Genomic DNA, 24,006 nt, shown 5'->3' with positions numbered 1-24,006 from the left:
GTTGTGAACGGAATCACAGAGTGTTTACATTGCCTGAAAACACCCGTTAAGGCGTGATAAAGCGAGGCAGCAGGAGGGATGTTACGGAGAAAATGGGCGCTAATGGCAGCAGAAGAAAAAAGGGGCTTTCGCCCCTGATGTCGGTTCAGGCAAGCAGCGCGCACTGCGGCGGCAGGCGGCAGCTCAGCGCGCCCGCCATCACCTCAATCACGAATTCGCGCCCGGAAAGCGGCTCGCCATCGAGATTAAAGGTCATCTCATGCGGAGAACGGATCGTCAGTGACTCCAGTTGCGTGGTGACGATGCCGGGATTGTCATCGTCGCCGGTCAGCGAGTGCAGCAGGGTAGGCAGCAACTCCTGCGCGGTGACAACACTGACGTCCAGTCGGCCATCGTTGATCAGGGCAGAAGGGCATAACCGCTGACCGCCGCCTGCCTGACGACCATTACCGATACCGATCACCAGCGCATCACCCTGCCAGGCGAAATCGGGGCCGCTGATCTCGCAGGTATCCGGTTTCAGCGTATCCATGCGCATCAGGCCGTGAATAAAGTAGGAGACGCCACCCAGCGCCGACTTCAGCTTTTCCGGGGTTTCAGTCGTGATACGGGTGCCAAACCCGCCGGTCGCCATATTGATGAAGTAGTGGCTCTGGTTTACCCTGGCCAGATCGATGGCACTGGCTTTGCCCTGAATCGCCAGTCGCAGTGCCGGTTCCATCTCTTCCGGGATGCCGACGCTGGTGGCAAAATCGTTGGCGGTACCCAGCGGCAGGATGCCCAGCACCGGGCGATGATCCGCTTCAGAAGAAGCCAGCGCTGTCGCAATTTCATTGATGGTGCCATCGCCACCACCGGCCACCACGGTCGCGGCCTGCAGCGCAATGGCCTCTTTGACGTACCGATCGCCGTCACCTTTTTCAAATGTGACACGCACCGCAATGTCGAAGCCTTCTTCACGCAGGGTCGTAATAGCTTCGCGCAGATCATCATTACCCGCGCCTTTCCCGTTCAGGATGAGCAGCGTAAGCGGTTTATTATCCATTTTGCGTTCCTTGAAGATCTACAGAGTAAGAAGGGATTTATAACACAGCTGCCAGCAGTAAATTATTGGCGAAAGAGAGAAAAAAGAAAACCCGCACGGGGGAGCCGGGCGGGTAAATGAGGTGGTTCCTGGTAAATCTGCCGTTTATTGTTACTCGTTAGCAGCAGGCGGGACTATAAAGCAGCGCCGCGCAGGGGTCTGTGATCCTGTTCTGATTTCCTCAAAATGTTTCCGTTGGTAAACGATTATGAGGGTCCCGGGTATCTTCACCGTGATCGAAGTTGCGCAGCAGCAGTGCAAAACGCAGATCCACCTCCTCTGGCACCCGCAGCCAGACGCGATGGCCATCGCCCGGGGCAACTTCAGTGGGTTCGCCGCGCGCATTCTGCAGCGCGTCCAGCTGGCAATTCAGGTTCCCCTGAGGCGTCATGATCTCCACGCTGTCGTGCAGCATAAACTTATTCTTCACCGCCACTTCAGCCCATTCGCTCCGGCGTTCGCCGGTGAATTCGCCGACAAACTGCTGGCGGTCGGACACCGAAAAGCCCTGCTGATAATTCTGGTAGCTGTCGTGAGTGTGGCGGCGCAGGAAACCTTCGGTATAGCCACGATGTGCCAGGCCTTCCAGGGTTAACAGCAGTGAGGGATCAAACGGCTTACCGGCAGCGGCATCATCAATCGCCCGGCGATAAACCTGAGCGGTGCGGGCGCAGTAGTAGTAGGACTTGGTGCGTCCCTCGATCTTCAGCGAATGAACGCCCATCTCGCTGAGCCGCTCCACGTGGGCAACCGCGCGCAGATCCCGCGAGTTCATGATGTAGGTGCCGTGCTCATCTTCGAACGCGCTCATCACCTCGCCGGGCTTCATCTTCTCTTCCAGCAGAAACACCTTGTCGGTGGGCTGACCAACGCCCAGCGTTGGCGTCACATCCTGTACGGCGACAGGCGTGTGGATACCAACGATATTCCCCACCTCATCCTGCTGACCCTCCGCCACTTTATACTCCCAGCGGCAGGCGTTGGTGCAGGTTCCCTGATTCGGGTCGCGTTTGTTCATATAGCCGGAGAGCAGGCAACGACCGGAGTAGGCCATGCAGAGCGCGCCATGGACAAAGACTTCCAGCTCCATCTCCGGGACCTGCTGGCGGATCTCGGCGATCTCCTCCAGCGACAACTCACGTGACAGAATCACCCGGCTCAGGCCCATCTGCTGCCAGAACTTTACCGTGGCCCAGTTGACCGCATTGGCCTGCACCGACAGATGAACCGGCATCGTCGGGAAAGCGTCGCGCACCAGCATGATCAGGCCGGGATCGGACATGATCAGCGCGTCGGGCTGCATCGCCACTACCGGCGCTAAGTCACGAATAAAGGTTTTCAGCTTGGCGTTGTGCGGCGCAATGTTCACCACCACGTAGAATTTTTTACCCAGCGCGTGCGCTTCACTGATGCCCAGTGCGAGGTTTTCGTGGGTGAATTCGTTGTTGCGCACCCGCAGGCTGTAGCGCGGTTGGCCGGCATAGACGGCATCGGCACCATAAGCAAACGCGTAACGCATGTTCTTCAGGGTGCCAGCGGGGGAAAGCAGTTCGGGTTTCATGATTTTCTCACTGATGTCAGGTCAGCATGTCGCCTCAGGCGGCAGGTGCAGGGCAGTTAAGCCCTGCAAAAGGTGCGGAATTGTAGGCAGTGAGAAAAGGGAAGTAAATTGATCGGGATCAAACTAGATCAAATGACAGGCATCGGCTTCCCAGCGATAGCCCATGCCGTAGACGGCGCGGATAAAAGGTTGCTCGCTATCGAGAGTCTCCAGCTTGCGCCGCAGGTTCTTTATATGGCTGTCGATGGTGCGGTCCGTGACCACGCGGTAGTCATCATAGAGATGGTTAAGCAGCTGTTCGCGTGAAAAGACCTTGCCCGGCTCCAGCGACAGCGTTTTCAGCAGACGGAACTCCGCCGGCGTGAGATCCAGCGGCTTGTCGCGCCAGCTGGCGAAGAAGCGGCTCTCATCGACGCGAAGTAACGAGGCGCTTTGCGGCTCTTCTGCCGACCGTTTTACCCGGCGCAGAATCGTTTTAACTCGCGCCACTACTTCACGCGGGCTGAAGGGTTTACAGATGTAGTCATCCGCGCCCAGCTCCAGCCCCAGCAGCCGATCGATCTCCTCGGTGCGGGCGGTGACCATAATAATCGGCAGTTCGGAATGACGACGGATTTCACGGCACAGCGTTAAACCGTCGGTGCCTGGCAGCATCAAATCCAGCAGCATCAGGTCGGGTGGCGTCTGGCGCACATACTCCAGCACCGCGTTACCGTCGGCGATGTGATGGGTACGGTAGTTCGAGGCATGCAGATAATCGATCATCAGCTGCGCCAGTTTCGGCTCATCTTCGACCACCAGAATCAGCGGGTCGTGGTTTTCCAGGCTCATAAGCGTCTACACAAGGGGAACATAGCGCAAGTGTAGCGCGATTTTCAGTCCACCTAAATCAGAGTGCGCCGCATGAATATCGCCGCCATGCGCGTCAGCGATATTTTTACAGATGGCCAGGCCCAGGCCCGAGCCACCGCTGGCGCGATTGCGCGAGCCTTCGGTGCGGAAGAAGCGCTCAAAAATCTGGGCCTGATGTTCCCCATCCACGCCCGGTGCGCTGTCATCAAACTCGATGCGCCAGTTGGGTGCCTCATAGTTCAGCGTCACTTCAACCCGGCCCCCGCTGTCGGTGTAGCGCAGGCTGTTCTCAAGCAGATTAGTGAACAACTGCATCAGGCGGTCGGGATCGCCAAAGAAGGGGGCGTTATCGGGCAGATTGAGTTTCAGCGTCAGCCCGTGTGCACGATAGCGTTCGGCAAAGCTGCCTGCCGTCACTTCCAGCAGTTGCACCAGATCGGTTGCCTGTTTGCGGTAGGCAAGGGCGCCCTCATCGGACAGCGACAGCTGATGCAGATCGTCGACCAGCTTGGTCAGCACCACCACTTCGCTCTGTAGCGAGGCGATCGCTTCCGGCGTCAGTTTGCGCACCCCATCCTGCATCGCTTCCAGTTCACCGCGCAGGATCGCCAGTGGTGTGCGTAACTCATGGGAGATATCGGCCATAAAGGCGCGGCGCATGCTCTCATTTTTCTCCAGCGAGCTGGCAAGGAGGTTAAAGTCCCTGGCCAGCTGGCCCAGCTCATCCCGGCTGCTGACCTCAACGCGGGTGGCAAAATTACCGGCCGCCAGATGATGGGTGCCATCGACCAGTCGTTTGACCGGAGCCAGCAGACCGCGCCCCATCAGCCAGGTCGCCAGCGCCGCCAGCAGCGTGGACAGCCCGACGATAATCCAGCTGGTGCGCCGCTGCTGCTGATCAAAGTTAATGTCGGTGCTGCGCGTCAGCCGCTCCGGCGGCGAGCCGATGACCCAGCCGACCACTTTATTATTGCTGGTGGTGATATTGCGTCGCGTGCCTTCGGGCGGCACCGGCGATTTTGGCCCGGCCAGCACTTTATATTGCTGATCGAGGATCCAGAACTGGGTGCGCCAGCCGTGCGGCGGCAGCTGACTGTTGCTGTCGGGATTCTGCTCCAGCGAGCGCAGCATGGTGAACACCAGCCGATCGTTGTGGCGCAAAAAATCCCAGTTGCCGTGCTGCTCATACTGATCGGCCAGGGCATCGCTGAGCAGATTTAACCGCTGCTCGTTGCCGCGCTTAATGTAGTCGACAAAGCCATGCTCGAAACTGAGGCGAACTCCCCAGTGCATGGTAATCAGCACCAGCATGCAGGTGGCGAAAATCGCCATAAACAGTTTGGCCCCGATGCCCAGGCGCAGGTTATCTCTCATTTTTTTCTCCGGCGTCGCAAATCAACGTTGGTACTCACCTGTGGCGGCACGCGCCAGAACACCAGCGCGGGCAGGATGATAATCAGCGACATGCAAAGGTAGGTATAAATAAACATCTGATGTTCCGCCGTGCTGTTCGCTGCGCTCTCCTGAGCAAATGCCCCCAGCAGCAGCCCGGCCACGGTAACGCCGATACTCATCGACAGCTGCATTATCATCGACAGCAGGCTGTTGCCGCTGGACGCCAGCTCATCAGGCAGCTCCTTCAGCGTCAGGGTATTCATTGAAGAGAAGCGGATGGCGTTGACCATGCCCTGCAGAAACAGCACCAGTGGCAGCAGCCAGACCCAGCCCAGAATTGCCACCAGCGGGAACAGCAGGACCACCAGCGCCAGCGCCACGGTCGACATCACCAGCACGTTGCGGTAGCCATAAAGATTGACGATGCGCACCACAATGCGTTTCATCCCCATATTCCCCAGCACCATCGGAATCATCATCAGACCGGCGTGAAACGGGCTGTAACCCATGCCGAGCTGCAGAAAGATAGGCGTCATAAAGGGCAGCATGCCGCTGCCGATGCGGCCGGTAAAACTGCCGAGCAGGCCAATGGAGTAGATGCGATTATCAAACAGCTTCAGGCTGAACAGCGCATTATCATTGCTGCGCGCATGCATCAGGTAGAACAGCAGAGAGAACATACCAATGAGGATCATGGCACCCAGCAGCAGCGGAGAGCCGCCACTGCTGCGCTGACCATCCAGCGCCAGCGTCAGGGTTGCCATTCCGGCGGCCAGCAGGATAAAACCGCCGAAATCAAAGCGCCGCGTCTGCATGCTGTAGTTGGGCATCAGCATCAGGGTGGCGATAGCGCCTGCAATGCCGACCGGGATATTGATCAGAAAGATCCAGTGCCAGCTGGCGTACTCCACCAGCACACCGCCCAGCGCCGGACCCAGCAGCGGACCGATCTGTCCGGGCAGAGTGACAAACGTCATGGCGGACATATACTGCTCGCGCGGCACGATTTTCATCACCGTCAGACGACCCACCGGCACCATCATTGCCCCGCCAATCCCCTGAACCACCCGCGACAGCACCAGCTGATCGAGGGTGCCGGAGAGGGCGCACAGCAGTGATCCCAGGCTGAACAGTACAATCGCGCAGAAGAAAATGTTGCGCACGCCAAAACGATCGGCCAGCCAGCCGCTGACCGGCAGCATGACGGCGACCGTCAGCACGTAATAGACGATGACCGAGTGCATGTGCAGCGGGCTGACACCCAGATCGTGCGCCATCGATGGGATCGCGGTATTCACGATGGTGGTATCCAGCGTCTGCATAAAGAAGCCGATGGCAACAATCCACAGTTGCCAGCGGACGTTAGTGCTTTGCGTACTCATCGATCCCCCCCGATAAAGGCGTCACGTCCGATGCCTGCTGCCGCCATACCTGTTACGGCTGCTGCGCGGCGGCCAGCGGGCGTTTTTTACGGCGCAATTTATCCATCATTAAATAGACCACCGGCGTGGTGTAGAGCGTCAGCAACTGGCTCATCACCAGCCCGCCGGCAATGGTAATCCCCAGCGGCTGACGCAGCTCTGCGCCGTCGCCGCTGGTCAGCACCAGCGGCAGCGCGCCAAACAGCGCCGCCAGCGTCGTCATCATAATCGGCCGGAAGCGCAACAGGCACGCCTGGAAAATCGCCTCGCGCGCGCTGAGCTGGCCGTTGCGCTCTGCCTCCAGCGCAAAATCGACCATCATGATGGCGTTCTTTTTCACGATTCCGATCAGCAGCAGAATACCGATCAGCGCAATCAGGCTGAAGGGCGTATCGAACAGCTCCAGCGCCAGCAGCGCACCGACACCCGCCGAGGGCAGGGTAGAGAGGATCGTCAGCGGATGGACATAGCTCTCATAGAGGATCCCCAGCACGATATAGACCGCCGCAATCGCCGCCAGCATCAGCCAGAGCTGATTACTTTGCGACTGCTGAAACACCTGCGCCGTACCGGCAAAGCTGCCGCGCACGCTGGAGGGCACGCCAATCGCGGTCATGGTGCGTTCAATTGCCTCCGACGCCTGCGACAGCGACACCCCTTCCGGCAGGTTAAATGAAATGGTCGAGGCGGCAGACAGCCCTTCATGGTTGACCGAGAGCGGCGCATTCGCGGGCTGCCAGTGGGCAAACCACGACAGCGGAATCGCTTTACCTTCGCTGTTTATCACGAACATCTGCGACAGAGCGCTGATATCCTGGGTGTAGCGCGGATCGACCTCCATCACCACTTTGTACTGGTTAAGCGGCTGATAGATGGTGGAGATCTGACGCTGACCAAAGGCGTTATTCAGCAGGGCATTGGCCTGAGAGACGTCGATGCCGAGCCGCGCCATGCTTTCCCGGTCATAGGTCAGCGCCATCTCGCTGCCTTTATCCTGCTGATCGGAGTTCACATCCGCCAGCTGCGGCAGGGCAGAGAACGCCTGACGGATTTTTGGCTCCCACTCACGCAGGGCGTTAAGGTCGTCCGACAGCAGGGAATATTGATAACCGGCATTCGATTCCCGACCGCCGACGCGCAGATCCTGCACCGCATTCAGATAGAGACTCGCCCCGGGTTCTTTCGCCAGCTTATTGCGCAGGCGGGCGATAATCTCCACTGCGCTCTCTTTCCGCTCCGACAGCGGCTTCAGCGAGATAAACATGGAGCCACTGTTGGTACGCATCCCGCCGGTGAAGCCCACCACGCTCTCTACCGCCGGATCGGCCCCGACAATCTCCATAAAATCCTGCAGCTTACTGCGCATCGCCTGAAACGAAATGCTCTGGTCGGCAGAGATAAAACCGGAAAGTCGTCCGGTATCCTGCTCCGGCATAAAGGTTTTTGGAATATGAACAAACAGCCAGCCTGTCAGGACGATGGTGGCGAAAAACAGCACCATCACCCAGCGCGCATGGTTCAGTACCACGTTAAGCGAGCGACCATAGCCCTGCTGGATCGCCATCAGCAGCCGGCCCGCGCCGCGCTGGCGCGGCTGACTTCGCGGCGCGTGCGGCTTCAGCAGATAAGCGCACATCACCGGCGTCAGGGTGACCGAGATAAACAGCGAGATGACGATAGCCACCGACAGCGTAATGGCAAATTCTGAGAAGAAGCGGCCAATCAGTCCGCCGATCATCAGCAGCGGCAGGAACACGGCAATCAGTGACAGGCTCATCGACAACACGGTAAAACCGACTTCCCGCACCCCTTTCAGCGCGGCGGCCAGCGGCTTCATGCCCGCTTCCACGTGTCGGGCAATGTTCTCCAGCACCACAATCGCATCATCCACCACAAAGCCGGTGGCGATGGTCAGCGCCATCAGCGACAGATTGTTGAGGCTGAAGCCGCACAGGTACATCGCGGCAAAGGTGCCGATCAGTGAAACCGGCACCGCGACGGCGGGGATCAGCGTGGCGCGGCCTGAACGCAGGAAAACAAAAACTACCAGAATCACCAGCGCCACGGCGATCACCAGCGACTGCTCCACCTCATGCAGCGAGGCGCGAATGGTGGGTGAGCGATCCTGAGCGATCTGCAGATCGATGGCGGCCGGGATCACCTCATGCAGCAGCGGCATTTCGGCGCGGATGCGGTCCACCGTATCGATGACGTTGGCTTCAGGCGTTTTGCGGATCAGCAGCAGCACCGCCGGTTTACCGCGCGACATCCCGGCGTTGCGTACGTCCTGCACTGAATCTTCGACTGTCGCCACATCCGACAGCCTGACCGCCGCGCCGTTGTTGTAATGCACTATCAGCGGCTGATACTCACTGGCGGTTTGCAGCGCGTCATTGGTACGCAACTGCCAGCGCTGCTGCGAATCATCCAGTGCGCCCTGCGGCCGTCGCTGATTGGCGTTGGAAATGGCGGTGCGCACCGCATCCAGCGAGACGCCCTGATTAAACAGCGCCTGTGGATTCAGGGCCACGCGGACCGCAGGCAGCGAGCTGCCACCCACGGTGACGTCGCCCACGCCCTCAATCTGTGACAGTTTCTGCGCCAGCTGGGTCGAGGCGTAATCGTAGAGCTGACCCGGATTATAGGTATCCGAGGTCAGCGTCATGATCATAATCGGCGCATCTGAAGGGTTCACTTTGCGATAGGTCGGGCGCGACGGCATCCCGGTAGGCAGCAGGCTTTGCGCCGCGTTAATCGCGGCCTGCACATCGCGCGCGGCTCCGTTGATGTCGCGATCAAAATCAAACACCAGAATGATGCGGGTGCTTCCCAGCGAACTGGTGGAGGTCATTTCACTGACGCCCGCGATGCGTCCCAGCGAGCGCTCCAGCGGCGTGGCCACCGACGACGCCATGATCTCCGGCGCGGCACCCGGCAGCGAAGCCGAGATAACGATCACCGGAAAATCAACCTGCGGCAGCGGCGCCACCGGCAGCAGCCGGAAACCCAGCATCCCCGCCAGTGCGATGGCCAGCGTCAGCAGGGTAGTGGCGACGGGCCGGTTGATGAACAGGGCAAAGAACTTCACTCTGCGGCCTCCGTGCGGGCAAAGCGGCGGCGGGTGGCGTGCGCCAGTCGATCAAACAGCAGGTAGATCACCGGGGTGGTAAACAGGGTCAGCACCTGGCTCAGAATCAGCCCGCCGACCATGGCAATCCCCAGCGGATGACGCAGTTCGGCACCGACGCCGGTGCTGAGCATCAGCGGCAGCGCGCCGAGCAGGGCGGCCAGCGTGGTCATCAGAATCGGGCGGAAGCGCAGCAGGCAGGCCTGATAAATGGCATCAACAGGCTTCATACCCTGTTCACGCTCGGCCGCCAGCGCAAAGTCGATCATCATGATGGCGTTCTTTTTCACGATGCCGATCAGCAGGATGATGCCGATTATCGCCACGATATCCAGCTCATTGCCGCTGAGCATCAGCGCCAGCAGCGCGCCGACACCCGCCGTGGGCAGCGTTGAGAGAATCGTGATGGGGTGAATAAAGCTCTCATAAAGCACGCCCAGCACGATGTACATCGCCACAATAGCCGCCACAATCAGCCAGACGGTGCTGCTCAGCGCCGCCTCAAACGCCAGCGTGCTGCCCTGGAACTGCGTCATCAGCTCTGCGGGCATGCCAAGCTCGGCTTCAGCCTGCGACACCGCTTTCACCGCATCTTCCAGCGAATAGCCGTCAACCACGTTGAAGGAGAAGGTCGCCGACGGGAACTGGTCGAGATGGTTAATGCTGAGCGGCGTGTTGCGCTGTTCAATGCGGGCAATGGCGCTCAGCGGTACGCTGCCGCCGTCGCTGCTGTTAAGGCGAATCGCCTCCAGGCTCTCCATGCCTGGAGTGGCACTATTGTCCTGCTCCAGCACCACCCGATACTGGTTCGCCTGGGTATAAATGGTGGAGATGAGCCGCTGACCAAAGGCGTTGTACAGCGCGTTATCGACATCCGCCATGCTGATGCCGAGGCGGCTGGCGCTGTCGCGGTCCACTTTGACATAGGCTTCCAGTCCCTGATCCTGCCAGTCACTGCTGACATCGCGCAGCTGTGGCAGGGTGCTGAGCCGGGTCAGCAGCGCCGGAACCCAGGTGCTGAGCGAAGACAGTGAACCCGATTGCAGCGTGAACTGATAGGGCGTGCGGCTCGCCTGGGTATCGATGGTGAGATCCTGTACCGCCTGCAGCCACAGCTGCACGCCCGGTACCTCACTGACCTGCTGTTGCAGACGCTGCTGAATAGCAGGAATGCGGTCGTCGCGTTGATCCAGCGGTTTGAGGTTGATCTGCAGACGCGCGCTGTTCAGCGAGGCATTGGTGCCATCCACGCCGACAAACGAAGTCATGCTCTCCACTGCCGGATCTTTCATGATGATGGAGGCGACGTCGCGGGTGCGCTGCGCCATGCTGGCATAGGAGACCGACTGCGGTGCCTGCAGCGTGCCCTGAATAATGCTGTTGTCCTGCTGCGGGAAAAAGCCTTTCGGGATGATCATCCATAGCAACAGCGTCAGCACCAGGGTGCCAAGCGCCACCGACAGCGTGAGCCAGGGATGATTGAGTACCCGTTTCAGGCCGCGGCCATAGGCGGCCACGATACGATCAAACATCGCTTCGCTGGCCCGCGAAAAGCGGTTCTGTTTGCGCAGCGACTCCGCGCTCAGCATCCTGGCACACATCATCGGCGTCAGGGTCAGTGAGACCACCGCTGAAATCAGGATCGCCACCGCCAGCGTCACGGCAAATTCGCGGAACAGACGGCCGATCACGTCGCCCATAAACAGCAGCGGGATCAAGACCGCAATCAGCGAGAAGGTGAGGGAGATGATGGTAAAGCCGATCTCGCCGGCACCTTTCAGCGCGGCGGTCAGCGGCTTTTCCCCTTTCTCGATATAGCGTGAGATGTTCTCAATCACCACGATGGCATCATCGACCACAAAGCCGGTGGCGATGGTCAGCGCCATCAGCGTCAGGTTGTTAATTGAAAAGCCGAGGAAGTACATCGCCGCAAAGGTGCCGATCAGCGACAGAGGCACCGCAACCGCCGGGATCAGCGTGGCGGGCACGTTGCGCAGAAACAGATAGATGATCATCACCACCAGCGCCATCGCCAGCATCAACTCATACTGCGTGTCGTTGACCGAAGCACGAATATTGGTGGTGCGGTCGGTGAGCAGTTTAACCTCCACCGACTTCGGCAGGGCTGCGGTCAGGGCGGGCAACATGGCACGGATATTATCTGCTGTGGCGATGATATTGGCACCAGGCTGACGCTGAACGTTGAGCACAATCGCCGCATCGCGGTTGGCCCAGGCGCCGAGCCAGCTGTTTTCTGCTCCCTGTTCTATGGTCGCCACGTCGCCAAGACGCACCGGTGCGCCGTTTTTGTAGCTGATAATCAGCTGGCGATAATCCTCCGCTGATTTCATCTGATCATTGGCTGACAGGGTAACTGAGCGGGTCGGACCATCCAGGCTGCCTTTGGCCGAATTTACGTTGGCATTGCTGATGGCGGTCCGCACCGTTTCGCTGGTCAGACCCAGCGCAGCCAGCGCCTGCGCATTCATTTTCACCCGCACCGCCGGACGCTGACCGCCCGATAGCGTCACCAGTCCGACGCCGCTGACCTGAGAGATTTTCTGCGCCACCCGCGTTTCCACCATGTCCTGCACCTGCGTCAGCGGCATGCTGCGCGTGGTGACGGCAAGCGTCATGATCGGTGGATCGGCAGGATTCACTTTGCTGTAGACCGGCGGATTAGGCAGGTCGTTGGGCAGCAGGTTAGTGGCGGAGTTAATGGCAGCCTGCACCTCCTGCTCTGCGACATCCAGCGGTAGCGTCAGCTGGAACTGCAGCGTCACCACCGAGGCACCGCCGGAGCTTTGTGACGCCATCTGTTTCAGGCCAGACATCTGACCAAACTGGCGCTCAAGCGGCGCGGTGATGGAGGAGGTGACCACATCCGGGCTGGCACCCGGATAGAGCGTGACGACCTGGATCGTCGGATAGTCCACTTCTGGCAGCGCCGAGACCGGCAGGAAGCGGTAGCCCAGCACCCCGGCCAGCAGGATCGCAATCATCAACAGCGTGGTGGCGACCGGCCGCAGGATAAACTGGCGTGACGGTCCGCCACTATGATCGGGAGGCATGACCTGCATTACTCACGCTCTCCTTTTGACGGCAGGGTGGCGCGGGTAGCGCGCGGTGCGTTGCTCTGCGGCGCGACCACCTCGACTTTTGCGCCTTCCGTCAGGCGATCCAGACCATCGGTCACGACGCGTTCACCCGCCTCCAGACCGGCGCTGACCACCACTTTCTCGCTATCCTGCAAGCCGGCAATCACGCTTTTCTTGCTGACCTTGTTGTCGCTGTTAACCACCCAGACAAAGTTGCCTTCGTTGCCCATCTGCAGCGCGGCAGGTGGGATAACAATCGCATCCTGCAGGGTGTTGACCTTCAGCCGCACATTCACGAACTGATTGGGGAACAGCGTGTCGTCCTGATTATCAAAACGCGCTTTGATTTTGATGGTGCCGGTGGTGACATCAATCTGGTTATCGAGGCTCAGCAGTTTGCCATTGGCGATCAGATTCTGATTACTGCGATCCCAGGCTTCCACCAGCAGCGACTCACCGCTCTTCTGCGCCTTGAGTATGGAACTGATGCTGTTCTCAGCCAGGGTAAAAACCACATCAATCGGGTGCGTCTGGGTGATCACCACGATACCGGTGGTGTCGCCGCTGGTGACGTAGTTGCCGACGTCCACCTGTTTCAGCCCGACCCGGCCGGCAATCGGCGCGGTGATCCGGCTGTAGGTAAGATTGAGCTGCGCACTGGCGACGCTTCCCTCATCCGCTTTCAGCGTGCCGAGCGTTTCACTGACCAGTGAGCGCTGGGTATCCAGCTCCTGTTGCGACACCAGCGAGGTTTTTGCCAGCTTCTCGAAGCGCGCCAGGTCACGACGGGCGTTGGCCAGCGTCGCCTGATCTTTCGCCAGCTGGCCCTGCGCCTGCGTTAACGCCACCTGATAAGGCCGCGGGTCGACTTCTGCCAGTAGCTCGCCCGCTTTCACCTGCTGCCCTTCGGTGAAGTGGATTGCCAGCAGATCGCCATTGACCCGGCTGCGCACTGTGGCCGTGTTAGCCGCGGTCACCGTACCCAGTCCGCTCAGATAGTGCGGCACACTCTGGCTGGTGGCCGTAGCGGCCTGAACCGGCGCGAGGGGACGACGGGCGCCGTCACCGCCGCCTTTGCCGCCACGTGGCGCAGGTGCGTCACTCTGACTGCTGCTCTGCGGCTGGGCATGGCGCTGCCAGGCATAATAGCCGCCAGCGGCCACGGCGATCAGGGCCAGCACGATAAGGGTTTTCTTCATAACAGGATGTCGGGTGCTCATGATTGTTGGTGCTCTCCAGCAGTGACGTAGTCCCAGGCGCAGGCATCAAATGGGTAGCCTGCAAACGACAGAGTGTAGCCGCCTCTGACGGGCAGAAGTTGAAGGAAATAAGGATATCTGTCAGGGCGGGGTAATTATGCCTGTTCTTTCATTAATCGCATCACAATCGTCATAAAGCCGTGAAATCACTTTGCTATGCTGAAAGACAGACGGTTTTTTCAGGCAAATAAGGAGCAGTAAATGAGTCAGAATCAAACCCGGCAGTTGGGTGACAGTGGTATCGCGGTGCCGTTGCTGACGTTTGGCGGCAACGTGTTTGGCTGGACAGTGGATCAAACCACCTCCTTTTCTCTGCTGGATGCGCTGGTGGATCGAGGCCTGTGGTTTATCGATACCGCCGACGTCTATTCCCGCTGGGCACCGGGCAATAAAGGCGGTGAATCGGAAACCATTATGGGTGAATGGCTGAAAAAAAGCGGCAAACGCGACCAGATCGTGCTGGCAACCAAGGTCGGCATGGAATTGTCGCCGGAGAAAACCGGGCTGAAACCGCAATATATCCGTCAGGCGGTCGAAGATTCACTGCGCCGGTTGCAGACCGACTATATCGATCTCTACCAGGCGCACCGCGACGATCAGGATACGCCGCTGGCAGAAACCCTGAGCGCCTTTGACAGCCTGATCAGAGAGGGCAAAGTGCGGGCGATTGGTGCTTCCAATTACAGCGCGGCACGGCTGCAGGAGGCGTTGCAGGTTAGTGAAACGCAGGGGCTGGCGCGCTATGAAACCCTGCAACCTGAATACAACCTTTATGACCGCCAGCCCTATGAGTCGGAGCTGGAGCCGGTGGTGATGGCGCAGGGTCTGGGCGTTATTAACTACTACTCACTCGCCAGCGGCTTTCTCAGTGGCAAATATCGCGAGGCGGCGGATGCCGGTAAAAGCGCGCGCGGTCAGGGTGTAGTAGATAAATACCTTAACCCGCGCGGTTTGCGGATCCTCGACGCACTGGATGCTATCAGCGAAGCGCATCAGGTGACGCCGACGCAGGTGGCGCTGGCCTGGTTGATCGCCCGTCCCGGCATCACCGCACCGATTGTCAGTGCCACCTCGCTGAAACAGCTCGACGATCTGACTGGCGCGATGCAGCTGACGCTGACCCCGGCGCAGATAGAACAGCTGAATCAGGCAAGCCAGTAAACACAAGGGGCGATAGCGCCCCTTTTTACGCTGCACCTGTCAAAAAAGACGCACCCCGCCCAGAGAATAACCAATCAGCGATCCCGATCACAAATGCGTTAATAAACGGATTTTACGGGTAATTATGCGCACGTATTTACAAAAAACAGAGGTTATCCAGCACTATCCTCTGCGCGTCATTTTCCGTAACTTACATAAGAATAAGCAAGATGAAAAACAGAAAAGTAGAGCAGCGTTTCCCGCTGCGCCGTGTGGCAACCGGCACCCTGATCCTGGCCATGTTTTCCGCGCAGGCGTTGGCCGCTGACGCCCTGAGCCCGGACTCCGAATGGATGTTTGGTGACTGGGGCGGGTACCGAACGCAGCTGCAGGACGACGGCATTAAGTTTGACGTTAACTACACCATGGAAAGCGCCGCGAATTTAGGCGGCGGGGCAGATACCAATACCACCATGCGCTACAGCGATCAGTGGTCGTTTGGCACCAATTTCGATCTGCAGAAGCTGCTGGACTGGCAGGATGCCGAGTTCCAGATGACCGTGACCAGTCGTAACGGACAGAATCTTTCTGAACAGGTCGCGGATCAACGCACCGGTATGCTCTCCTCGGTGCAGGAGGTTTACGGTCGCGGCCAGACCTGGCGTCTGACCCAGTTCTGGTTACGCAAAGGATTGTTTAACGATGTGGTCGATGTGAAAGCCGGGCGGGTGACGGTAGGGGAAGACTTCGATAACTTCGATGGCAATCTGTTCCAGAACCTGGCGCTGGGCAGCGGGCAGGCGGGTAACTGGCGCGGCGATCGCTGGTTTAACTGGCCTGTCTCGCAGTGGGGCGGCCGGGTGAAATTCAATATCACGCCGGACGTTTTCTTCCAGGTCGGTTTCTATAATCAGAACCGCGCTAACTACGATCGCGGTGATGGCTTCCGTCTGGATACCAGCAATTCAGAAGGGAATCTGGTGCCGGTCGAACTGGGCTGGAAACCGACCTTCGGGCCGGAGAAATTACCGGGTAACTACCGCATCGGCTATTACTATTCCTCGGTGGATGGCGATGTTTATGGCAGCTGGCGCAACGGCGGCTATCAGGATCAGGCCCATTCCTATGGCGGCTATCTGCTGTTACAGCAACAGCTGACCGCGCAGGATGGCGATGTGAATCGCGGTCTGGGCGTGCGGGTGCAGGCGGTGATGAACGATCACAAGACCTCAAAGACCGACAACTATCAGTCTATTGCGTTTACCTGGACAGGACCGTTTGATGCCCGTCCTCAGGATGAGATCGGCGTGGGCGCATCACGTGTTCATGTGAACAGCGACTATACCCGCTCACTGCGTCAGCAGAATCAGGCTAATGGCGAGAGCCGCTTTGACAGCCCGACCTATCTGCCGATTCAGGAAGGTTCAGAGTACAACTATGAGGTTTACTACAACGCCAAAGTAACTAACTGGATGTCACTGCGACCTAACCTGCAGTATGTGGTTGCCCCGGGTGCAGTCAGTGAAGTGAAAGATGCGTTTATCGGCGGTATCAGCGCCAATATTGCCTTCTGATTTTCTGGGCGAGCGAGCCGCAGTGCGGGCCAGCGCACCTCTGCTGCTGCCGGGCCGTCCTCGCGCCGCTCACGCGGTACCTTCGGCTTTGACGTCGTGCCGACGAACCGTTCGGGGATCGGCCCTCCCTGGCCGGCCCCGAACTGTCCACGCTTCCCGGCGTGGACTTCTGGCCCACCGTCACGCCTCAGCGCTGCGGACAGCCCTTTCAGCAGCAGAGGCGCTCAGGCCTTCACTATCGTGCCCTTTTTAACAATACACACTGAAGTTTCAGAGCAGGCCTGGCACCAGACTGCGTTATCACCTGTCGCTTAACTGACTGGCATTACACCCTCAGGTGCCGTCTTTGTTATTGCAGTGCAAGCCTAGCGGAACATCACTTCCGCCCAGCGGGCCAGCCCTGCGGTGACGGAGGCGAAATCATCGCCGCCCGCAATCGGTGTATCCGGCAGCGTCTGCTGCAGCGCCGCGCGCAGCAACGGCGAACGCGCACTGCCGCCGGTCAGGTAAATCACATCAGGCTTAATCTGGCTGGTGGCTAATGCCAGCTGCACCTGTTCCAGAATTTTCTCCAGCGGCTGACTGATGGCGTCCTGCAGCTGATCCACGCCAATCTCTGTCTCTAATGCGGCGGCAATAAAGTCCAGGGAAGCGGTATGCGCCGGGCTGGCTGACAGCGCAATCTTGCTCTCTTCCGCTGCGCGCACCAGGCGATAACTGAGCTTCTGCTGCCACACTTTCAGCAGGCGAGCCACTACGTCACCCTGTTCCGCATCACGCACTAAATCCCGCAGCCACTTTCCGCAGGCGGGACTGTAAAAGTCACTTTGTGCCGGCACATCATTGATGGCGATCGCATTCCACCACGGCAGCGCAGGCAGGGCGGTGCCTTTCTGGGTGTTACCGCCCAGACCGAGTAGCGGCATCAGGGTCTTAAACGTCAGCATGATGTCCAGGTCGTTACCGCCGACGCGGCAACCGCTGTGGCCCAGCAGGCTTTCACGGCGGTCAGCTTTATCACGCCACTTCGGCCCCATCAGCAACATTGAGCAGTCGGTAGTACCACCGCCAATATCCACCACCAGTACCCGCGTCTCCTGCTGCAGCGTGGCTTCGAAATCGAGTCCGGCCGCCACCGGTTCGAACTGAAACTCCACGTCGCGGAAACCGGCGCGGTGGGCGGCGCGCAGCAGAATACCTTCAGCCTGCTGGTTAGACTCTTCACTGCCTAAACCCTGGAAGTTGACCGGTCGGCCGATTACCGCCTGATCGATAGCCTGATCAAGCTGGCTTTCACCCTGCTTGCGGATGTGCAGCATCATGGCGCAGACCAGATCTTCAAACAGGGCAATCTGCTGTGGCTTCAGGCCAGTAGCACCGAGGAACGATTTGGGGGATTTAACGAACCAGACATCTTCGGGATCGACCATATAGTGTTGCAGCGCGGTGAGGCCAAACTGCACGCTATTGGGCTGGACATCGATATCTTCTTCGCGGTTATATCGCAGCGCGCGCTGCAGCAGCGCCGTGGTTTCGCTGTCAGGTGTCGCGACCTGATGATGACGATAGAGCCATTCGCTGATCGACTCGCGGGTCGGCGCACAGATCATCGACGGCAGCAGGCGCTGATCATTTTCCAGCGTTAACAGACGTGGCGTGCCATTTTCGCTGACTGCAATAGAGCAGTTAGCCGTGCCGTAATCGAATCCTATGAACATTTTCGCCCCCATGCCGGAAAAAAGGGGGCGACTTTAGCGCAGCTTCAGCAGGGTGGCAAGCGGGCAGCGCCGGAATTAACGAATAGCGAAGATGTGATCTTCAGCCAGTGAACGCAACGGCTGGCGCTCCGCCACGGCACTGCCCCAGACGCCATTAACATCAAGGTTAGCCAGGGTGCTGAGCAGGGCCGGTACCGAAACCGGACCGGCCAGCACCGAGATATTGCGCTGTGTGGCCTGGCCCTGAATGATGGTCAGCAGCATCTCATCCATCAGATTATTGTGAACGTTGGCAACCAGTTCAGGCGCCAGCACCAGATAATCGACCACCTCGTCACTCAGCAGATTAAAAGCATCCAGATTACGGCCAAAATGCTGCAATACGATGCGGCAGCCGCACTGCCGCAGTTGCAGCAGCGCGGCATAGAGCTGATCGCCCTGGCTCAGCACACTGGCGGCAGGGAAAGCAAAACCACAGCCGCTGCTGGAGAGTCCGGCGGCGACAAAGCGCTGACAGAGTTGCTGCACAAAGGCGGCATCACTCAGTACCTGGGCATTAAGCGGCAGAATCACCGGAATGCCTTTGTTATTGAGCCGCTGCACGTCGTGGCGGAAAAAAGCCTCAAGAATATTGTTATCCAGCCGGCGACGCAGCGTTTCATCAGGCAGGTTATTGCGTAACAGTGTCTCATCCAGCAGCAACCCGTCAGCGGTTAACAGCTGCACTTCAAGCAGCCAGATAAAGGCAGCCTGCGGCGTTTTTGGCGGGGCAACGGCCCAGGCGGGCAGTTCGATCTGCAGCGCATCAATCATCGCCGCATCCATGCCCTGATGGTTGCCCGACAGCGGTAAGCGATGCTGTTCGTAGACCACCAGCCGTCCACGCCCGCTGCGTTTGGCGTTGTAACAGGCGATGTCCGCCTGCGAAAGCACGTCGCTGCTCTGACAGTTTTCTGCTGAAATCTGCGTCACGCCCGCGCTGGCACCGACCTGATAAAGGCGTCCCAGCCACTGGAACCGGTAATCATTTACCGCGGCGACAATGCGCTGCACCACATCATGTGCCTGTGCGATATCGCAATCGGGCATCAGTAGCGCAAACTCATCACCGCCCAGTCGCGCAAGGAAATCGCTGCTGCGCAGAGGGTGCTGCATCAGATCGGAGAGTTCGCGCAGTAACGCATCGCCTGCAGCATGCCCGGCGCTGTCATTGACCGCTTTAAACTTATCAAGGTCGATAAACACCAGCACGTGCTGATGCTGATGTTCAGCGGCATCAAACAGCAGACGCTTAAGCTGAAGTTCGAAGCTGGCGCGGTTAGGCAGACGGGTCAGGGTGTCATGCAGCGCGCTGTAGCTCAGGCGCTTCATCAGTTTGCGTGACTCACTCACATCCTGAATGACCATCACCGCCCCCTGTTCCAGACCCGCTTCTGAACGCAGCGGCGTGATGCTGTAGTGAATATCGATATGGCCGCCGTCCGGCGTATGCAGCACCAGATCTTCAGCGAGACCGGGGGTGATTTTTTCCGGCGGCAGCTGGCATAACAGCAAATTCTCTACCTCAGGGCCGTTACGTCCCTGCGTGATATGCAGCAGCTCACTCAGCGGCTGACCAGCGGCCTGCTCCTGCGACCAGCCACTCATTTTCTCCGCCACCGGGTTCATAAAGGCAACGCGCATCTCTTTATCGGTGCTGATGACCGCTTCGCCGATGGAATCCAGCGTGATCGCCATGCGCTCTTTCTCCTGAAACAGCGCCTCATTAAGATTGCGTAGCGGCGTGATGTCCTGACAGATGCCCAGCATGCGCTCAATGCGCCCCTCTTTACTCAGCAGCCGGTTGGCCTGAGTGCGCACCCAGCGATGCCCCTGGTCATCGACCACGCGGTACTCCATGTGAAACGCGCTGCGAAGCTCAATCGCCTGTTGCACCGTCAGTGCGGCATACTCGCGATCGGCGGGATGCAGCAGATGGATCCAGAGGTCATAGCTGGGTGACTCATGCGGGGCAAGACCAAACAGCGCGTACATGCGCTTGTCCCATAACATCTCGCCGGTCAGCAGGTTCCACTCCCATACGCCAATGCCACCCGCTTCGTTGGCCAGCGTAATACGCTCCATCAGCCGGCGATTCACCTGCTCGCTCTGCTTCAGCTCAGAGATATCGATAATCTGCGCAATAAAGTAGAGCGGTTCCTGGTTACCATCGCGCACCAGCGATACCGTCAGCCGCGCCCAGACAATCTCGCCATCTTTGCGGAAATAGCGCTTCTCAAAGGTGTAGGTATCAATCTCACCCGCCAGCAGTCGGTTCGCATGTTGCAAATCGAGGCTGAGATCGTCGGGATGGGTGATCTGCTGAAAAGTCAGCCGCTTCAGCTCCTCAGCCGGGTAGCCCAGGATCTGGCACAGCGAGCGGTTGACCTGCAACCAGCTGCCGTGGGGCGCCACCAGCGCCATCCCAATGGCGGAGTACTCCATTGCGTGACGGAAGCGGGTTTCACTGTCAGTGATATGGAGCTTTTCGCGCCGGAACGCATCCATCACCAGCGACATAATGTGACTGGGGATTAGCACCAGCAGGAACGGCAGCCAGCTGGAGACCGGGCCCAGCGCGCTGTTGTTGTTCACCACGGTGACCAGATCAAAGGCGAGCAGTATCGAGATAAAACTGGCGTTCAGGAAGAACAGCACGAACGCCTGCAGCTTGGGCAGGCGAACCGCGCACCAGAAGAGGATCACCACGATAAAGGTAAAGGGCCACGGCAAAAAGCGCAGCGCCAGATAACTGGCCCCGAGGGTGAGAAGAAGCGTCAGCAGAGCTTCGGCAAGGCGCAGATTGCTGAACCCCGTGCGACGCAGCGGCCACGGCAGCAGTAACAGCATCGGGCCTAACACCAGCATGCCGATGATTTCGGAGATCACCCATGTATAAAAGAAGGGAAACGAGGCGTGGCCGGTGACCTGTAGCGTCCAGAGTGCCAGCAGGCCGCCGAGCACCGGCGTCACGATGCCCACCGACAGTACCATCCGTGCCCAGTCATGCAGCGAATCCAGCGGCGCGCGCCGATCCAGCAGGGCGCGCAGCAGCATGCCACCCACACCGGCCTGGATAAGATTGAGAAGGGCGAATTTAATGTTCGAGAGGGCAGGCCCGATGATGATGGCGTTAGCCCCGGCGGTGCCAAGCACGCAGGCTGTCAGCAGCAGCGGGAGCTGGCGTGACGGGCAGCGGAAAACCACGACGGTCATTAACGTAGTCGGAAACCAGAGCGGGGAGATTTTGCCGCTGACGACGATCAGTTCCAGACAGAAGAGTGTCAGGACAAACACCACGCAGCCAAGGAGCAGCGCCGAGAGCCAGCGGTTTGGCGTGCTATTTTGCGGGGACAGGATCTCTATCGTCATGCGGACTTCCGGCAGGGTGCAGCGCTCCACAATGGCGTATCAGGCACCAGTCATTCTCTCAATGCATGCTAGCACATCCGGCAAAGAAAAAAGGGGTGAAATCAATATTGCCCGTTATTCGGCGAATTGACGGGCACGCTAAGATTGATTGCCAGCACGTTGATTACTGGCGGAAAAGATCGGCGCGGGTATAGGGTTTCTCCATGCCCGCAAGGCTGGCGGCGAAACGCTCCAGGAACTGCTGCGTGGTGGCGACACGACCGTGACTCATCAATACAAACGGCACTAACAGCGCAGCACCGACCTGCGGCCAGCTGAAGCCTTTGAGCGAGGTGCGACGCTGGGATATCAGAAACGCCGTGCTCAGCGTGAAGCCCAGCAGCAGCCCGGTGACCACCTCACTTTTTGAGTGTGCGTGGATGACCAGGCGGGAGAAACCGACCATCAGGGGAATCAGATAACCAACCCCAATCGCCGCAATGCGCCACATCGCGGACCAGCGCCCGGAAATCAGCCATAGCATGACCGGCCACAGCGTGGCGGACATGGCGCTGTGGCCGCTGAAACCGGTAAAATTAAAGCGGGCGCTGCCGATGCCAAACCCCAGAAACAGAATTTTAGAGATGCTGACGGTCAGGCCAGCCAGGCCAAATGCCACAATCCAGTAAAAGACCGTATGACGATTATCACTCTTCCACGGCAAAATCAGCGCAATAATCACGGCTGTTGGAATCAACAGCATGCTGTCGCCAAAATAGGTCAAAGTCTTCCAGTGCATACCACTCCTGATGCATCTTCGGTCGTCACGTTAGCGACACGCGTTGTCTGAACAGCGCGCCGCGCAGGCCATTTTTTTTATAGTATGGTGTGCCGTTAGTTTATCGGTGAAATGAGTGGCGTCCAAAGGAGAAAGTCTGAAAAGTCGCCGACGCCATTTCTCTGGCATCAAAAGGCCGAAATCCCTATACTTAGCGCGAACACACCCTCTCCATTTCGGCCCGTCCGCTGCCCGCGTAATGTGTGACCAGTGGCAGGCTCCAGTTATCAGGTCTTAAAAAAGTATGACTGACAAGTCTCATCAGTGCGTGATTGTAGGCATTGCCGGCGCTTCCGCATCCGGTAAAAGTTTAATTGCCAGCACGCTCTATCGTGAAATCCGTGATCAGGTAGGTGGCGAGCACATCGGGGTCATCCCGGAAGATGCTTATTACAAAGATCAAAGTCACCTCACCATGGAAGAGAGGGTTAAAACCAATTATGACCATCCGAGCGCGATGGATCATGATTTGCTGTTGCAGCATCTGCAGGCGGTCAAAGCCGGTCAGGATATTGAGCTGCCGGTCTACAGCTACGTTGAGCACACCCGCACCCAGCAAACGCATCATCTGAGCGCAAAAAAGGTCATCATCCTTGAAGGCATTCTGCTGTTAACCGATGCCCGTCTGCGCCAGGAACTCAACTTCTCTATCTTCGTGGACACGCCGCTCGACATCTGTCTGATGCGTCGTATGAAACGTGACGTCAATGAGCGTGGCCGCTCAATGGATTCGGTAATGAGTCAGTATCAGAAGACCGTGCGTCCGATGTTCCTGCAGTTTATCGAGCCATCAAAACAGTACGCCGATATCATTGTGCCGCGCGGCGGAAAAAACCGTATCGCCATCGATATCCTCAAGGCGAAAATCAACCAGTTTTTTGAATAACGCACGTCCGTCCGGACGTGGTGCAGACCGGCGGCAGGCACGCATGCCGGTTTGCTACACTTATGCCATGGAGTTACCGCAATGAGATTATGCGATCGCGATATTGAAGCCTGGCTGGACAATGGCAAACTGGCCATTGAGCCACGCCCGCCGGTCGAGCGCATTAACGGGGCCACCGTCGATGTGCGTCTGGGTAATCAGTTCCGCACCTTCAGCGGTCATACCGCGGCCTTTATCGATCTGAGCGGCCCGAAACAGGAAGTGAGCGCGGCACTGGATCGGGTCATGAGCGATGAGATCGTATTGCCTGATGGCGAGGCCTTTTTCCTTCATCCGGGAGAGCTGGCGCTGGCGGTGACGCTGGAGTCCGTGACGCTGCCTGACGATCTGGTCGGCTGGCTGGATGGCCGTTCATCGCTGGCGCGACTTGGGTTGATGGTACACGTTACGGCTCACCGCATCGATCCTGGCTGGCAGGGCCGTATCGTGCTGGAGTTCTACAATTCAGGTAAACTGCCGCTGGCTCTGCGTCCCGGTATGTTGATCGGTGCGCTGAGTTTTGAACCGCTTTCAGGCCCGGCTGCGCGTCCCTACAACCGGCGTGAAGATGCGAAATATCGCGGTCAGCAGGGCGCTGATGCCAGCCGTATCGACAAAGACTGA

15 protein-coding genes are annotated in these 24,006 nt (G+C 58.6%); 4 read left to right on the top strand and 11 right to left on the bottom strand.

The window, feature by feature from the left end:
- Positions 1 to 145: 145 nt before the first annotated feature.
- The 8 genes from yegS to ACK13D_RS13765 form a co-directional block, all read right to left on the bottom strand.
- Positions 146 to 1,045: a lipid kinase YegS gene (yegS, locus tag ACK13D_RS13800; protein ID WP_033772226.1), complete on the bottom strand. Its 900-nt coding sequence runs from the start codon at positions 1,043 to 1,045 to the stop codon at positions 146 to 148.
- A gap of 220 nt (positions 1,046 to 1,265) precedes the next feature.
- Entirely contained in the window at positions 1,266 to 2,648 is a 1,383-nt protein-coding gene (trhP, locus tag ACK13D_RS13795) for a prephenate-dependent tRNA uridine(34) hydroxylase TrhP (RefSeq protein ID WP_052272082.1), read from the bottom strand.
- A 120-nt stretch (positions 2,649 to 2,768) separates the two neighbouring features.
- Positions 2,769 to 3,476, bottom strand: a complete 708-nt coding sequence (gene baeR / locus ACK13D_RS13790; RefSeq protein ID WP_010248188.1) for a two-component system response regulator BaeR — start codon at positions 3,474 to 3,476, stop codon at positions 2,769 to 2,771.
- Positions 3,477 to 3,482: 6 nt separating this feature from the next.
- The gene (baeS, locus tag ACK13D_RS13785; protein ID WP_033758415.1) at positions 3,483 to 4,871 is read right to left on the bottom strand and encodes a two-component system sensor histidine kinase BaeS; all 1,389 of its coding nucleotides are present in this window, start codon (positions 4,869 to 4,871) and stop codon (positions 3,483 to 3,485) included.
- A complete protein-coding gene (locus ACK13D_RS13780; protein ID WP_010248184.1) occupies positions 4,868 to 6,274 on the bottom strand; it encodes an MFS transporter in 1,407 nt (468 codons plus the stop codon). Before ACK13D_RS13780 ends, baeS begins: the two co-directional genes overlap by 4 nt.
- A gap of 52 nt (positions 6,275 to 6,326) precedes the next feature.
- Positions 6,327 to 9,401, bottom strand: coding sequence for a multidrug efflux RND transporter permease subunit MdtC (gene mdtC, locus ACK13D_RS13775; protein ID WP_010670987.1), 3,075 nt, complete (start codon positions 9,399 to 9,401; stop codon positions 6,327 to 6,329).
- Positions 9,398 to 12,520: an MdtB/MuxB family multidrug efflux RND transporter permease subunit gene (locus tag ACK13D_RS13770; RefSeq protein WP_418796629.1), complete on the bottom strand. Its 3,123-nt coding sequence runs from the start codon at positions 12,518 to 12,520 to the stop codon at positions 9,398 to 9,400. Before ACK13D_RS13770 ends, mdtC begins: the two co-directional genes overlap by 4 nt.
- Positions 12,520 to 13,758, bottom strand: a complete 1,239-nt coding sequence (locus ACK13D_RS13765) for an MdtA/MuxA family multidrug efflux RND transporter periplasmic adaptor subunit (RefSeq protein ID WP_010670986.1) — start codon at positions 13,756 to 13,758, stop codon at positions 12,520 to 12,522. Before ACK13D_RS13765 ends, ACK13D_RS13770 begins: the two co-directional genes overlap by 1 nt.
- Before the next feature lie 240 nt (positions 13,759 to 13,998).
- On the opposite strand from ACK13D_RS13765, the gene ACK13D_RS13760 reads away from it, so the two are divergent.
- Both ACK13D_RS13760 and ACK13D_RS13755 read left to right on the top strand, forming a co-directional pair.
- On the top strand, positions 13,999 to 14,958 hold the full coding sequence (locus tag ACK13D_RS13760; RefSeq protein WP_010670985.1) for an aldo/keto reductase: 960 nt from the start codon (positions 13,999 to 14,001) through the stop codon (positions 14,956 to 14,958).
- 209 nt (positions 14,959 to 15,167) lie between these two features.
- Positions 15,168 to 16,511: a carbohydrate porin gene (locus ACK13D_RS13755; RefSeq protein ID WP_010670984.1), complete on the top strand. Its 1,344-nt coding sequence runs from the start codon at positions 15,168 to 15,170 to the stop codon at positions 16,509 to 16,511.
- Positions 16,512 to 16,876: 365 nt separating this feature from the next.
- On the opposite strand, the gene yegD is transcribed toward ACK13D_RS13755, so the two are convergent.
- From yegD to ACK13D_RS13740, 3 genes are all read right to left on the bottom strand, one after another.
- A complete protein-coding gene (yegD, locus tag ACK13D_RS13750; RefSeq protein ID WP_010248167.1) occupies positions 16,877 to 18,229 on the bottom strand; it encodes a molecular chaperone in 1,353 nt (450 codons plus the stop codon).
- A 75-nt stretch (positions 18,230 to 18,304) separates the two neighbouring features.
- Positions 18,305 to 21,640: a diguanylate cyclase gene (locus tag ACK13D_RS13745; protein WP_418796626.1), complete on the bottom strand. Its 3,336-nt coding sequence runs from the start codon at positions 21,638 to 21,640 to the stop codon at positions 18,305 to 18,307.
- A gap of 163 nt (positions 21,641 to 21,803) precedes the next feature.
- Positions 21,804 to 22,418, bottom strand: coding sequence for a phosphatase PAP2 family protein (locus ACK13D_RS13740; protein WP_010248160.1), 615 nt, complete (start codon positions 22,416 to 22,418; stop codon positions 21,804 to 21,806).
- A 283-nt stretch (positions 22,419 to 22,701) separates the two neighbouring features.
- Here ACK13D_RS13740 and udk point away from each other — a divergent pair, with 283 nt between their 5' ends.
- Together udk and dcd are read left to right on the top strand one after the other, a co-directional pair.
- Positions 22,702 to 23,343: a uridine kinase gene (udk, locus tag ACK13D_RS13735; protein WP_010670982.1), complete on the top strand. Its 642-nt coding sequence runs from the start codon at positions 22,702 to 22,704 to the stop codon at positions 23,341 to 23,343.
- An 81-nt stretch (positions 23,344 to 23,424) separates the two neighbouring features.
- Positions 23,425 to 24,006, top strand: a complete 582-nt coding sequence (gene dcd / locus ACK13D_RS13730; protein ID WP_004571280.1) for a dCTP deaminase — start codon at positions 23,425 to 23,427, stop codon at positions 24,004 to 24,006.

It is taken from the genome of Pantoea sp. K16 (assembly GCF_048452805.1).
Classification (GTDB): Bacteria; Pseudomonadota; Gammaproteobacteria; order Enterobacterales; family Enterobacteriaceae; genus Pantoea; species Pantoea agglomerans.
Note: the sequence above shows the minus strand (reverse complement) of the source record. Positions and strands in the feature narration are given on the sequence as shown.

Bases quoted from the DNA above. Each gene is read 5' to 3' on its own strand.
- yegS (WP_033772226.1), bottom strand. From the start codon at position 1,045: ATGGATAATAAACCGCTTACGCTGCTCATCCTGAACGGGAAAGGCGCG.
- baeR (WP_010248188.1), bottom strand. From the start codon at position 3,476: ATGAGCCTGGAAAACCACGACCCGCTGATTCTGGTGGTCGAAGATGAG.
- baeS (WP_033758415.1), bottom strand. From the start codon at position 4,871: ATGAGAGATAACCTGCGCCTGGGCATCGGGGCCAAACTGTTTATGGCG.
- ACK13D_RS13780 (WP_010248184.1), bottom strand. From the start codon at position 6,274: ATGAGTACGCAAAGCACTAACGTCCGCTGGCAACTGTGGATTGTTGCC.
- ACK13D_RS13770 (WP_418796629.1), bottom strand. From the start codon at position 12,520: ATGCAGGTCATGCCTCCCGATCATAGTGGCGGACCGTCACGCCAGTTT.
- ACK13D_RS13765 (WP_010670986.1), bottom strand. From the start codon at position 13,758: ATGAGCACCCGACATCCTGTTATGAAGAAAACCCTTATCGTGCTGGCC.
- ACK13D_RS13760 (WP_010670985.1), top strand. From the start codon at position 13,999: ATGAGTCAGAATCAAACCCGGCAGTTGGGTGACAGTGGTATCGCGGTG.
- ACK13D_RS13755 (WP_010670984.1), top strand. From the start codon at position 15,168: ATGAAAAACAGAAAAGTAGAGCAGCGTTTCCCGCTGCGCCGTGTGGCA.
- yegD (WP_010248167.1), bottom strand. From the start codon at position 18,229: ATGTTCATAGGATTCGATTACGGCACGGCTAACTGCTCTATTGCAGTC.
- ACK13D_RS13745 (WP_418796626.1), bottom strand. From the start codon at position 21,640: ATGACGATAGAGATCCTGTCCCCGCAAAATAGCACGCCAAACCGCTGG.
- ACK13D_RS13740 (WP_010248160.1), bottom strand. From the start codon at position 22,418: ATGCACTGGAAGACTTTGACCTATTTTGGCGACAGCATGCTGTTGATT.
- udk (WP_010670982.1), top strand. From the start codon at position 22,702: ATGACTGACAAGTCTCATCAGTGCGTGATTGTAGGCATTGCCGGCGCT.
- dcd (WP_004571280.1), top strand. From the start codon at position 23,425: ATGAGATTATGCGATCGCGATATTGAAGCCTGGCTGGACAATGGCAAA.